This window comes from Falsirhodobacter sp. 20TX0035 (genome assembly GCF_028307215.1).
Taxonomy (GTDB): domain Bacteria; phylum Pseudomonadota; class Alphaproteobacteria; order Rhodobacterales; family Rhodobacteraceae; genus Falsirhodobacter.
The window spans coordinates 531,662-544,660 of record NZ_JAQMHV010000001.1 but is presented as its reverse complement, the minus strand read 5'-3'; the positions used below and the strand labels follow the sequence as shown (position 1 = coordinate 544,660).

At 68.4% G+C, this 12,999-nt stretch carries 12 protein-coding genes; 9 read left to right on the top strand and 3 right to left on the bottom strand.

The window, feature by feature from the left end:
- The first annotated feature begins 109 nt into the window (after positions 1–109).
- Both PIJ50_RS02835 and PIJ50_RS02830 read left to right on the top strand, forming a co-directional pair.
- The gene (locus tag PIJ50_RS02835; protein WP_271972503.1) at positions 110–499 is read left to right on the top strand and encodes a DUF2382 domain-containing protein; all 390 of its coding nucleotides are present in this window, start codon (positions 110–112) and stop codon (positions 497–499) included.
- A gap of 28 nt (positions 500–527) precedes the next feature.
- Positions 528–1,400 (top strand): YsnF/AvaK domain-containing protein, encoded by an 873-nt coding sequence (locus tag PIJ50_RS02830; protein ID WP_271972501.1) that lies wholly within the window; start codon positions 528–530, stop codon positions 1,398–1,400.
- A gap of 59 nt (positions 1,401–1,459) precedes the next feature.
- Here the strand turns inward: PIJ50_RS02830 and PIJ50_RS02825 are convergent, their stop codons facing one another.
- On the bottom strand, positions 1,460–1,684 hold the full coding sequence (locus PIJ50_RS02825; protein ID WP_271972500.1) for a DUF982 domain-containing protein: 225 nt from the start codon (positions 1,682–1,684) through the stop codon (positions 1,460–1,462).
- A gap of 396 nt (positions 1,685–2,080) precedes the next feature.
- Between PIJ50_RS02825 and PIJ50_RS02820 the strand changes: the two genes are divergently transcribed.
- From PIJ50_RS02820 to PIJ50_RS02790, 7 genes are all read left to right on the top strand, one after another.
- Positions 2,081–2,281 (top strand): hypothetical protein, encoded by a 201-nt coding sequence (locus PIJ50_RS02820; protein ID WP_271972499.1) that lies wholly within the window; start codon positions 2,081–2,083, stop codon positions 2,279–2,281.
- A gap of 196 nt (positions 2,282–2,477) precedes the next feature.
- Entirely contained in the window at positions 2,478–2,573 is a 96-nt protein-coding gene (locus PIJ50_RS02815; protein ID WP_271972497.1) for a K(+)-transporting ATPase subunit F, read from the top strand.
- Between the two features lie 10 nt (positions 2,574–2,583).
- Positions 2,584–4,239 (top strand): potassium-transporting ATPase subunit KdpA, encoded by a 1,656-nt coding sequence (kdpA, locus tag PIJ50_RS02810; RefSeq protein WP_271972495.1) that lies wholly within the window; start codon positions 2,584–2,586, stop codon positions 4,237–4,239.
- A gap of 14 nt (positions 4,240–4,253) precedes the next feature.
- On the top strand, positions 4,254–6,239 hold the full coding sequence (gene kdpB / locus PIJ50_RS02805; protein ID WP_271972494.1) for a potassium-transporting ATPase subunit KdpB: 1,986 nt from the start codon (positions 4,254–4,256) through the stop codon (positions 6,237–6,239).
- An 8-nt stretch (positions 6,240–6,247) separates the two neighbouring features.
- A complete protein-coding gene (gene kdpC, locus PIJ50_RS02800) occupies positions 6,248–6,820 on the top strand; it encodes a potassium-transporting ATPase subunit KdpC (protein WP_271972492.1) in 573 nt (190 codons plus the stop codon).
- A gap of 12 nt (positions 6,821–6,832) precedes the next feature.
- The gene (locus PIJ50_RS02795) at positions 6,833–9,487 is read left to right on the top strand and encodes an ATP-binding protein (RefSeq protein ID WP_271972490.1); all 2,655 of its coding nucleotides are present in this window, start codon (positions 6,833–6,835) and stop codon (positions 9,485–9,487) included.
- Positions 9,484–10,167 (top strand): response regulator, encoded by a 684-nt coding sequence (locus tag PIJ50_RS02790; protein ID WP_271972488.1) that lies wholly within the window; start codon positions 9,484–9,486, stop codon positions 10,165–10,167. Before PIJ50_RS02795 ends, PIJ50_RS02790 begins: the two co-directional genes overlap by 4 nt.
- Here the strand turns inward: PIJ50_RS02790 and PIJ50_RS02785 are convergent, their stop codons facing one another.
- Together PIJ50_RS02785 and PIJ50_RS02780 are read right to left on the bottom strand one after the other, a co-directional pair.
- Positions 10,168–10,380 (bottom strand): DUF167 domain-containing protein, encoded by a 213-nt coding sequence (locus tag PIJ50_RS02785; protein WP_271972939.1) that lies wholly within the window; start codon positions 10,378–10,380, stop codon positions 10,168–10,170. It abuts the gene before it with no gap.
- Position 10,381: 1 nt separating this feature from the next.
- Positions 10,382–12,964 carry a hybrid sensor histidine kinase/response regulator gene (locus tag PIJ50_RS02780; protein ID WP_271972487.1) on the bottom strand — a complete coding sequence of 861 codons (2,583 nt, stop codon included), beginning with the start codon at positions 12,962–12,964 and terminating at the stop codon, positions 10,382–10,384.
- Between the last annotated feature and the right edge of the window lie 35 nt (positions 12,965–12,999).

Sequence of the window (12,999 nt, the reverse complement as noted above, 5' to 3'; positions counted from 1 at the left end):
ATCCCGGTGCCCGGTCCCGACCCGTAGGCTCTTTTCCGCCGTCGCCCGAAACCTTCGGAACAACCGTCCCGTCCTTCCGTTCTCCAGTCGCTCACTGTGGAAGGATGTCATGGCCGAGGAACATCATACGGACTTTCTTCCTGTGGTGGAGGAACGGGCGACGGTGACGAAGGAAAAGATCGTCACCGGCCGTGTGCGTGTCAGCACGCAGACGGAGGAGGTCGAGACGCTTCTGCCCGTCGAACTCGAACGGACCGAAGTGGACGTCGTGCGTGTTCCTGTGGACCGCAAGGTGGACACGGCTCCGGAGGTCGTCGTTGACGGCGACCTGACCATCATCCCCGTGGTGGAGGAGCGGCTTGTCGTGGTGCGGGAGCTTTACGTCCGCGAGGAGCTTCACATCCGGCGCGTGGAGCATCGTGACACGGTCGAAGTGCCCGTCACCACACGTCGCCAGACCGCTTCAGTCGAGCGGCTTCTTCCCGAAGACGACCGCTGATCAATGAAATGACGAAAGGACAATCCCGATGACCTATAACTCCGATATCGGCACATCCGGTGCAATCTCGATCTCGGCCCTGTTCGACAACCGCGCGGACGCCGACGCCGCTGTCGCACGCCTGAACCAGGCCGGCGTATCTTCGTCGCAGATCCGGATGGAAGGCGGCAACGACACGACCACGACGACCACCACCACCACGTCCGGCACCCATGAGGACAAGGGCTTCTGGGACAAGCTGGGCGACTACTTCTTCCCCGATGAAGACCGCTACACCTATGCCGAAGGCCTGTCGCGCGGCGGCTATCTCGTGACCGTCACGGGCATCACGGGCGCGGAATACGACACCGTGTTGGACATCCTGGACGACGAAGGCACCGTGAACCTGGACGAGCGTGAGGCCAGCTGGCGTTCCGAAGGTTGGGGCGGTTACGAATCCAGCGCTTATGCCGCGCCGGTGGCCCGTCCGATGACGACGCCCGGCGCGTCCACCTCGGCGGACATCGACCGCACCGATGACGACGTCATCCCGGTCGTGGAAGAGCGTCTGCGCGTAGGCAAGCGCGACACCCAGCACGGACGCGTCCGTGTCCGCGCCTACACCGTGGAAGAGCCGGTCAGCGAAACGGTCGACCTACGCGAAGAGCATGTGGAACTGGAGCGTCGCCCCGTCGACCGCGCCGTGACTGCCGCCGACGCCTTCACCGACCGCACGCTGGAAGCCGAGGAATACCGCGAAGAGGCCGTCGTGTCGAAAGACGCCCGCGTTGTGGAAGAGGTCGGCCTGCGCAAGACCAGCGACACGCACCGCGAAACGATCTCGGACACCGTGCGTCACACGGAAGTGGAGATCGAGGACGATCGCACCGACCGTCCGGGCTTCGACACCACCAAGCGCTGATCAGGGATACATCCTGAAGGGGAAGGGCCGGTTTTCCGGCCCTTTTGCCTGTGCAGGGATCAGCGATGTGGACCGGCGGCGAACAGCGCGGCGAAACGTTGCCGCGCCTCCTCGTGCGAGCCGAGGCCACTTGCCGCCTTGAACACCTCGGAATAGGCGATCCGGCGTTCGACGCAAGGCAGCCTGTGCCATTGCGTTTCCAGAAATGAGAGAGCGTCCTCGGTGGTGGCCACGGGGATGCCCGTGGGATGGACCCATACCGGCTGCGTCCAGATCGTCGTCATGTCCTGCCCCACATCTTTTGGTTGTTTCCAAACAGACGAACGGCACGGCGGAACGTTCCCCACCGCGCCCGTTTCGGCCGGAAGCGTCGCCGAAAAACCACACTGACCTAAGCAGACATGATCCGCCTCAACAGCCTTTGAACATGGGAAATCTTGTGACGGGTGAGGTCACATACCGGTACAAACGAGGGCTCGATGCAAACTCTTTAAACTTCACCACACCCGCCACCCGGACCAAACGCGGATGTTTCAATCTGGTTCCACATCTTTTCGAAAAAAGTTTGAGGGATGATCCGGACCTCAATCAGGACCCGCGCATTGTCCCCGCCGTCCTGCACGTCATATGCAAGAAAGGCCGTCCGGTATCCTCCGCCCGGCATCATGGAGGACCCTTTCATGGGATCCGGCAAGACCACCACCATCACCTCGAAGACCACGCCCGTTCAGGGTGAACCCCGATCCATCTTCAACGCGTCCTATGGCGCGCCGGACACGGGCGCCCCCAATCGCGGCAAGGTCCGGCCGCCGAAGAAGGTGACGCCCGCAAAGCCCGCGAAAAACGCGGCCGAAGGCATGTGGGGCGACATGCTTCGCTGATCCGACCTGGGGGCGTGTCGTCTTTACGCGCCCTTTACGCCGCCCCTTGCCGTTCCGCATGGCGCCCTTACGCGCCCCGATGCCATTTCCCCCGTCAGACAGTGACAGGAGTTGTGATGTCGGATCTGATCTATCTCGCCCTCGGCCTTGGCGGCTTTGCCGCCTTTGCCGGTGCGGTGCAACTGATCGGGGGGCGGTGAACGGCATGTTCGACCTGATCCTCGGGCTGGCCGTGTCGCTGGCCCTTTTCGTGTTCCTTGTGCGGACGCTGGCCCGTCCCGGCCGCGGCTGAGGGGCACGTCATGACCGATCTTCTGGGCTTTGCCCTATTCGCCGCGGCCCTGACCGCCGCGGCTTGGGCCTTGGCCGCCCACATGACCCGCATCTACGAAAACGCGCCCGCGCGTGCGGAACGGGGGCTTTATCGCCTTGCCGGCGTGCGGGCTGACGTGATGCAGGACGGGCGCAGCTATGCGCTGGCCGTGCTGGCCTTCAACGCCGCCGGGTTCGTCCTGCTGTATGCCATCCTGCGCGCGCAGGCGGTGCTGCCGCTGAACCCGGACGGGGTCGGGGCCATGGCCCCGCATCTGGCGTTCAACACCGCCATCAGCTTTGTCACCAACACCAACTGGCAGGCCTATTCCGGCGAGGTGCAACTGTCCTACCTTTCGCAGATGGCGGGGCTGACGGTGCAGAACTTCGTGTCCGCCGCCACCGGCATGGCCGTGGGCGTGGCCGTCATCCGCGGCTTCGCGGGCCGTCCCTTGGGCAACTTCTGGACCGACATGACGCGGTCGGTGCTGTATGTGCTGATCCCGCTGTCGGTCGTGCTGGGCGTCGTGCTGATCCTGCAGGGCGTGCCGCAAACGCTGCTGGGCGCCGCCCATGTCACCACGCTGGAAGGGGCGGACCAGACCATCGCCCGCGGCCCCGCCGCCGCCCAGATCGCGATCAAGCAGCTGGGCACCAACGGCGGCGGGTTCTTCGGCGTAAACTCGGCCCATCCGCTGGAAAACCCGACGGTCCTGTCCAACATGGCGCAAGTCTTTGCGATCCTGCTGATCCCGGTCGCCTTCTGCTTCCTGTTCGGGCGCATGGTGCGCGACACGCGGCAGGGCTGGGCGATCTTCGCGGCCATGGGCGTTCTGTTCGCGCTCGGGCTTGCGGTGATCCACCTGTCGGAACTGGCGGGCAACCCCCTTCTGGGCGCGGGCCCCAACCTCGAAGGCAAGGAGATGCGTTTCGGCGCCGCCCTCTCCTCCCTCTGGGCCGAGGCGACGACGGCGGCTTCCAACGGGTCGGTCAACGCGATGCATGACAGCTTCATGCCGCTGTCGGGGCTGGTGATGACCGTCAACATCGCTTTGGGAGAGGTGATCTTCGGCGGCGTGGGCGCGGGGCTTTACGGGATGCTTCTGTATGTCGTGCTGGCCGTGTTCCTGGCGGGCCTGATGGTCGGCCGCACCCCTGAATACCTTGGCCGCAAGATCGAGGCGCGGGAGGTCACGCTGGCCGTGCTGGCCTTCCTGTCGATCCCGCTGGGCATCCTGGTCGGGGCCGCCCTCTCGGCCACGGTGCCGCAGGCCGCGGCCTCGGTCCAGGACGCCGGCCCGCATGGGTTGGGAGAGATCCTTTACGCCTACGCCTCGGCCGTGGGGAACAACGGGTCGGCCTTTGCCGGATGGGGGGCCGCCACGCAGTGGCAGACCACCGCGCTGGGCCTCCTGATGCTGCTGGGCCGCTATGCCGTGATCGTGCCGATGCTGGCCATCGCGGGGTCGCTGTCGGTGAAGCGGCAGGGGGTATCCACCTCCGGCACCTTCCCGACCCATGGCCCGCTGTTCGTGGTGCTGCTGATCGTCACCGTGGTGATCTTCGGAGCGCTGACCTTCTTCCCGGTTCTTGCCCTTGGTCCGGTCGCGGAATTCACCGCGCTGCGGGCCGGGCAAAGCTTCTGACAAGGACGACGACGATGTCCAACCTGCAAATGGCGGCAAAGGCCGCCGTGCTGAAGCTGCACCCCCGCGCGCTGAAGGCCAATCCCGTGATCTTCGTGACGGCTGTGGTGGCCGCGATGACCACGGTGCTGGCGCTGCGCGACCTTCTGACGGGGGCGACGGGGGCAGGGGTGAACCTGCAGATCGCGCTGTGGCTGTGGATCTGCGTGCTGTTCGCCAACCTGGCCGAGGCGCTGGCCGAAGGCCGCGGCAAGGCCCGCGCTGACAGCCTGCGCGCCACCAAGGCCGAAACCACCGTGCGCCTTCTGGCCACGATGGACGATCCCGCCCCGCGCGAGGTTCCGTCCTCGGCCCTGAAGGCGGGGCAGCTGGTGCGCGTGGACGCGGGCGACCTGATCCCCACGGACGCCGAGGTGGTGCGCGGCGTGGCGTCGGTTGACGAATCCGCGATCACGGGGGAAAGCGCGCCGGTGATCCGCGAATCCGGCGGCGACCGGTCTTCGGTCACCGGTGGCACGCGCGTCGTGTCGGACCACTTGATCCTGCGCGTGGTGGCGGAACCGGGGAAAAGCTTCCTCGACCGGATGATCGCGATGGTCGAAGGCGCCGAACGCCAGAAGACCCCGAACGAGATCGCGCTGAACATCCTTCTGGCCGGCCTCACGCTGATCTTCCTCATCGTGGTCGTCACGCTGGAACCCTTCGCGCGGTTCTCCGGCCTCGTGCTGCCGGTCATCACCCTGTCGGCGCTGTTCGTGACGCTGATCCCCACCACCATTGGGGGCCTTCTGTCGGCCATCGGCATCGCCGGCATGGACCGGCTGGTGCGCGCCAACGTCATCGCGAAATCCGGCCGCGCGGTCGAAGCCGCGGGCGACGTGGACACGCTGCTTCTGGACAAGACCGGCACCATCACCTTCGGCAACCGCATGGCGGACGCCTTTGTGGCGGCGCAGGGCGTGGCCGAAGCGGATCTGGTGCACGCGGCCTGGCTCGCCTCCCTTGCCGATGACACGCCCGAAGGGAAGTCCATCGTGGCGCTGGCCGCCCGCATGGGCACCCACGTCCCCGAGGAAGGGGAGCCCGTGGCGTTCTCCGCCCAGACCCGCCTGTCGGGCGTGGACCTGCCGGACCGCACGCTGCGCAAGGGCGCGGTGGACGCGGTGGAACGGTTCACGGGGCAGGTGGCCGATGCCGGATTGCGCAACGCCATCGACGGCATCGCGCGGTCGGGGGGCACGCCGCTTCTGGTGGCGGACGGCGCGCGCATCCTGGGCGCGATCCATCTGAAGGACGTGATCAAGCCCGGCGTGCGCGAACGTTTCGCCGAACTGCGCGCCATGGGCATCCGCACCGTGATGATCACGGGCGACAACCCGGTCACCGCCGCCTCCATCGCGGCGGAAGCCGGGGTGGACGACGTGCTGGCCGAGGCGACGCCCGAGATGAAGCTGGACTACATCCGCCGCGAACAGGCGGGCGGGCGGCTGGTCGCCATGTGCGGCGATGGCAGCAATGATGCGCCCGCGCTGGCGCAGGCGGATGTGGGCGTGGCCATGAACTCCGGCACCCCCGCCGCGAAAGAGGCCGCGAACCTGATCGACCTGGACAGCGACCCGACCAAGCTGATCGAGATCGTGATGGTGGGCAAGCAGCTCCTCATCTCGCGCGGGGCGCTGACCACGTTTTCCATCGCCAACGACGTGGCGAAGTATTTCGCGATCCTGCCCGCGCTGTTCGTGGGGGCGTTTCCGGGGCTTCAGGCGCTGAACGTCATGCGCCTGAACCCTGAAAGCGCCATCCTCTCGGCGGTGATCTTCAACGCCCTGGTGATCGTGGCGCTGATCCCGCTGGCCTTGCGGGGTGTGCGCTATCGCCCCTCCAGCGCCGCCGCGCTGCTGCGCCGCAACCTGACGCTTTATGGCCTTGGCGGCCTGATCGCCCCCTTCCTCGGGATCAAGGCCATCGACCTTTGCGTGACCGCGCTGGGCCTCGCATGACACAGGAGATGACGATGATCCGTCCCGCGCTGACTTTGATCGCCGTGATGACCGCCCTGACCGGCCTTGCCTATCCGCTCGCCATGACCGGCCTTGCCACCGCCGTCGTGCCTCACCGGGCCGAAGGCAGCCTGATTGTAGCCGAGGGCGGGCCCGTCGGCTCTGCCCTCGTGGGGCAGGCCTTTGCGGGGGCGGGGTATCTGCACCCGCGCCCTTCGGCCGTGGATTACGACGCGGCGGCGGGGGCGGGTACGAACCTCGGCCCCACCTCGGCCGCGCTGCGCGACGCGGTGGCCGAACGTCGGACGGTGTGGGAGGCGGAGAACGGCACCCCCGCGCCGATGGATGCGGTGACCGCCTCCGGCTCGGGGCTGGATCCGGACGTCTCCCTCGTGAACGCGCGGGGGCAGGCGCGGCGCATCGCCGAGGCGCGGGGCGTGGACCTTGCCGACGTGCTGGCCGTGCTGGCGGCGGCGGAACGACGGCCGCTTTGGGGGCTGTACGGTTCCTACCGGGTGAACGTGCTGGCGGCCAACCTAGCCCTTGACGCGGCGCATCCCATGCCGCCTGCTGCGCACTGAGGAAACACCCCGATGCCCGACACGCGCCCCGATCCCGAAGCCCTTCTGGCCGAAGCCCGCCGGATCGGGCGCGGGCGGCTGAAGATCTTCCTTGGGGCCGCGCCGGGCGTCGGCAAGACCTTTGCCATGCTGGCCGCGGCCGCGCGCCGGGCCGGCGCGGGGGATCGCGTGCTGATCGGCGTCGTGGAAACCCATGGCCGGGCCGAGACGGAGGCGATGGTGCGCGGCCTGACCGTGCTGCCGCGCCGCCCGTTCTTTCACGCAGGCCGCATCCTGCACGAACTGGACGTGGACGCGCTGATCGCGGCGCGCCCCGATCTGGCCCTGATCGACGAACTGGCCCATTCCAACCTGTCGGGCAGCCGCCACGACAAGCGCTGGCAGGATGTGGAGGATGTGCTGGCCGCGGGCATCGACGTCTACACCACGCTGAACGTCCAGCATGTGGAAACGCTGAACGACACGGTGGCCCGCATCACCAATGTCCGCGTGCGCGAAACCGTCCCCGACCGCGTTCTGGAACAGGCGGACGAGATCGAGCTGATCGACCTTCCCCCGGACGAGCTGCTGGAGCGGCTGCGCGCCGGCAAGGTCTATGTGCAGGACCAGGCGGCGCGCGCGGTCGCGAACTTCTTCGCCAAGGGCAACCTGACGGCGCTGCGCGAACTGGCCATGCGGACGGCAGCCGACCGGATCGACGCGCAGTTGCAGGAACATATGGCGGCCCACGCCATCGCCGGCCCCTGGCCCACGCAGGAGCGCATCCTGGTGATCCTGCCCGAAGGGGCGGTGGGGCGCGACGCGGTGCGCATCGCCAAGCGGTCGGCCGACCGGGCGCGGGTGGAATGGCTGGCGGTGGCGCTGACCAGCCTGAACGGGCCGGGCGATCCCGCCCCCGACGCGCTGCGTCTGGCCGAACGGCTGGGGGCGGACGTGACGCTGCTGCAGGCCGAAGGCGACCCCACGGCCGAGATCCTGGCCTTCGCCCAGCGCCGCAACGTCCGCCGCATCGTCCTGCCCCGGCCCACTCCGCGCCCTTGGGGCCGCTTGGTGCCCAATGCGCAGGACCGGCTGCTGCGCGGCCTGCTGCGCCACGCGGTGCAGTTCGAGCTGACGCTGGTCACGGATCAGGAGGCGACCCGCCAGCGCCGCCGGCCCCCGCGCCCGGCCATGGCGCCGTCGGTGCGTGGCGCGGCCATCGTTTGCGGGGCGGTTCTGGCCACGACCCTTGTCGCGCGCCTGATCGAGCCCCTGTTTCCCGTGGTCAGCCTGCCGCTTCTTTACATGACGACCGTGGTCGCCATCGGCTCCCGCATGGGGCGGTGGCCGGCCGTGCTGGCGGCGGGGTTCAGCTTTCTGGTCTACAACTTCCTCTTCACCTCGCCCTACTACACGTTCCGCATCTGGAACCGGGGTCAGCTGCTGACGCTGGTGCTGTTCCTCGCCGCGTCCATCCTGACGGGGAACCTGGCGGCGCGGCTGCGCGAACGGGTGATCGCGCAGCGGGCCATCGCGGACCGGACGGGCAAGCTTTACGACTTTTCCCGAAAGGCCGCCGCCGCCGCCTCGTTCGACGAGGTGGTGTGGGCCGCCGTCACCCACGTGGCGGCGGTGCTGGGCTGCCGCACGATCCTGCTGGTCCCCGAAGGCGATCGGCTGGCCATCGCCGGGGCCTTCCCGCCCGAGGATCGGTTGGGCCCGCGCGAACTGTCGGCCGCGCGCTGGTGCTTCGATCACGGCGAACCGGCCGGGCATGGATCCGGCACGCTTCCGGCCGCGGACTGGCTGTTCCTGCCCCTGACGGCGGCCGAACGCCGGATCGGGGCGCTGGGCATCGCCTTCGACGACGGGCGCAGCGCACGCGCCTCGGACCGCCGGTTGCTGGACGCGCTGACCGATCAGGTGGCGCTGGCGCTGGAACGCATCCGCTTGTCCGACGACCTGGCCCAGACCCGCGTCACGTCTGAGGCGGAGCGGCTTCGCTCGGCGCTCCTGTCCTCGGTCAGCCACGACCTGCGCACGCCGCTCGTCTCCATCCTCGGCGCGGCGGAGGGGCTGGAGGAGCCGTCCCTGACCGAAGACACCCGCACCGCCCTTTTGTCCATCGTGCGCGAGGAAGGGGAGCGGCTGGACCGCTACATCCAGAACCTGCTGGACATGACGCGGTTGGGCCATGGCGCGCTGAAGCCGAACGCGGTGCCGTCGGACCTGCGTGAACTGGCCGGCATGGCGCGACACCGCTTGCGCCGGTCGCTGAAGGACCGGCCCATCGACGTGGGGGTGCCCGCCGACATGGCCCCCGTGCAGGTGGACCCGGTGCTGATGGAACAGGTGCTGGTCAACCTTCTGGACAACGCCGCGAAATACGCGGGGCCGGGCGTGGCGATCCGCATCGGCGCCCGCGTGTCCGGCGCCCGCGCCACCCTGTGGGTGGAGGATGACGGCCCCGGCCTGCCGCCCGGATCCGCCCAGCAGGTCTTCGACATGTTCTGGCGGGCGGGGCAGGGGGACGGGCGGGGCACCGGGGCCGGGCTTGGCCTTGCGATCTGCCGGGGGATCGTGGAGGCTCATGGCGGAACGATCCGGGCCTGTGCCACCCATCCCGACGGCCACGGCGCGCGGATCGAGATGACCCTGCCCCTAACCAATCCGGAGACCGCCGCATGAGCGCCCGCATCCTTGTCGTGGAGGACGACGCCCCCATCCGCCGCTTCCTGCGCGTGGCGCTGGAGGCCGAGGGCCACGCCGTGACCGAGGCCGACACCGCGCGCGAGGGCATCGCGCGGGCGGCGCGCGAGGATCCGGACCTCATCCTTCTGGATCTGGGGCTGCCGGACGCGGACGGGCTGACGGTGCTGCGCGCGGTGCGCGAATGGACGCAGACGCCGGTGCTGATCCTGTCCGTGCGCGACGCGGACGCGGGCAAGATCGCGGCGCTGGACGCGGGCGCGCAGGATTACGTGACAAAGCCCTTTTCCACGGGCGAACTGCTGGCCCGCCTGCGCGGCCTGCTGCGCGACCGGACGCGGCCCGTGGCCCCCGCCGTGCTGACACTGGACGGGCTGGAGATCGACCGCACCGACCACCGCGCCACGCTGGAGGGCCGCGATCTGCGCCTGACCCGGAAGGAGTTCGACCTTCTGTGGCTGCTGGCCAGTCATGCGGGCCGGCTGGTGACGCAGGACATGATCCTGAAGGCGATCTGGGGCCCCGCCCATGCCGAGGACAGCCAGTATCTGCGCGTCTACATCCGCCAGTTGCGGGTCAAGCTGGGGGACGATGCGGGCAATCCGCGCTGGATCTTCACCGAACCGGGCGTGGGCTACCGCCTCGCACCCGGTACCTGATCAGTCCAGCCGGAAGGTCTTGGTGCGGCTTTGCGCGCCTTGCACTAGCACAAGGCGCGTGGGCGCGACATCGAGATGCCGCGCCAGAAGCTTTCGGGCGGCATCAGTGGCCTTTCCGTCTTCCGGCACGGCGGTGACAAGGATGCGCAGGTTGCCATCCTCGCCGGCCCGAACCTCGTTGCGCGACGCCCTTGGCGTGACGCGCACCGTGATCCTATCCGCGGACAGGGGCCACCTGCCGCACCCGCGCCACGGCCTGCGCGATCGCCGCGCTCAGATCCGCATGGCCATAGGGCTTTTCCAGACGGGTGGCGCGGTCGCAGTCGATCCCGCTGTCGCCCGTCGCCAGAACCACGGCCATGTCGGGATGCGCCTCCAGCACACGCTCGATCAGGTGCAGCCCGTCCATGCGCGGCAGGTTCAGGTCGGTGACCAGCACGTCGATCGTGTGGCCCTGCAGCATGACCAGCGCTTCCTCGGCGCTGGCGGCGGCGCAGACGGTGTGGCCCATGTCTTCCAGAAGGTCCGCCGTGCTCATCCGGATCAGGGCGTCGTCCTCCACCAGCATGACCGCATGGGTGCGGGTGGCGGCTGGTGCGGCCGGGGCGGGTGCGGCGGCAGGGGCCGGGGCGGTGGCCGTGCGGCGCTGCGCCTCGTTCGCCAGCACGTGGCGGATCTTCCGGGCCAGCGCCTCGCGCGTGTAGGGCTTGGAGATCAGCTCCACCCCCGCGTCCAGACGCCCGCCATGCACGATCGAATTCTCGGTATAGCCGGAGGTGAAGAGCACGGCGAGTTCCGGCAGACGCTCCTTCGCCTTGCGCGCCAGTTCCGGGCTTTTCAGCGTGCCCGGCATGACCACGTCGGTGAACAGAAGGTCGATCTTGATGCCGCTTTCGATCACGGTCAGGCCGGACTGCGCGTCCACCGCCCGCAGCACGCTGTAGCCGAGTTCCGTCAGCAGCTCGACCACGGTGTTGCGGACGTCCTCGTCATCCTCCACCACCAGAACCGTCTCGGTGCCGCCCTTGACGGGTTCGTTCACCGCCACGACCTCCACGTCCTCGCTTTCCAGCGCGCGGGGCAGATAGAGGCGGATGGTGGTGCCGTGGCCCACCTCGGAATAGATCTTGATGTGGCCGCCCGACTGCTTGACGAAGCCGTAGACCATGGACAGTCCCAGCCCCGACCCCTTGCCTTCCCCCTTGGTGGAGAAGAACGGCTCGAACACGCGGGCAAGGACGTCCGGCGCCATGCCGCAGCCGGTGTCCGTCACCGCCAGCATCACGTACTGCCCGGCCTCCACCTCGTCATGGTGGCGCGCATAGGTTTCATCGAGGCTGGCATTCCCCAGCTCGATCGTCAGCTTGCCTTGGCCGTCCATCGCGTCGCGGGCGTTGATGGCCAGGTTCAGCAGCGCGTTCTCGATCTGGGTGGGGTCGATGAAGGTGTTCCACAGGCTGCCGCCGGCGATGGTCTCGATCTCGATCCCCTCGCCCAGGGCGCGGTGCAGCATGTCGTCCATGTTGCGCACGAAACGGGTGACGTTGACCACCCGCGGCTCCAGCGCCTGGCGGCGGCCGAAGGCCAGAAGCTGCGAGGCGAGCTTCGCGCCCCGCGCCACGCCCGCCATGGCGTTCGCCACGCGGCGTTCGGCGCGTTCGTTGTTCATCACATCGGTAGCCAGAAGCTGGAGGTTGCCCGACACGACCTGCAACAGGTTGTTGAAATCGTGCGCGATGCCGCCGGTCAGCTTGCCGATGCTTTCCATCTTCTGCGCCTGCGCCAGCGCCACCTGCGCCTGACGGCGTTCGTCCACGGCGGCGATGATGCGCGCCTCCAGCGTCTCGTTGAGGGCGCGAAGCTGTTCCTCGGCCCGTTCGCGATGGCGGATCTGGCGCTGCAGATCCTCGGCGTGGCGCACAAGGGCGGTTTCGGCCAGACGCTGGGCCGTGATGTCGGTGTGGATGCCCACCCATTCGCGGATGGCGCCCTGTTCGTCGAAGATCGGCACGCTGCGGATCGCGAAATGGCACCAGGTGCCGTCCGCACGTCGCACGCGGTGTTCGTGCACGAAGGTGGATTTCGTGGCCACCGCCTCCTGCCAGGCGACGACGGACGAGGCGCGGTCCTCCGGATGCACCGCCTCGGCCCAGCCAAGGCCTTGGTATTCGGCCATGACCTGCCCGGTCAGCTTGGCCCAGCCGGGCTGTTCGCCTTCCATCCGCCCGTCGGGGGTGTTGGTCCACAGCACGCCGTGCAGGGCGCCCACCGCCGCCGCGAAGCGTTCGTTGCTGCGCTTCAGGTCGCGCTGCGTCTGCACGAGGGGTGTCGTTTCCAGAACCGTGCACAGAATGCCGCCGACGGTTCCGTCCATGTCGCGGATGGGGGTGTAGAACAGATCGAAGACAAGATCCTGGCGCATTCCCTGCCGCATCAGGGTCAGGCGCTGGTTGCGATAGGTCTGCGCCTGTCCGCGCCGCGCCGCCTCCAGCACGCGGCCGGTGAAGTCCCAGACCTCCGACAGCACGACCGCGACCGGCCCGCCCAGCGCGCCGGGATGATAGTCGCCGATGATCTCGCGGTAGGCGTCGTTGTAGATCATGCGGTGGTCCGGTCCCCACAGCAGCACCTTGGGGATGGGAGAGTTCACGATCGTGTCCACGCCCGATCGCAGGGCCTGCGACCAGTCCCCGATGGGGCCGAGGGGGGTGGACGACCAGTCGAAGCCCGCGATCAGGGCCGCGGTCTCGCTGTCTCCGGACAGCCATGACGGGCATGCGTGGTTCAACTCGGTCACATCTCTCTCCCCCGAAGACTGAAGGGCAAGCCTTG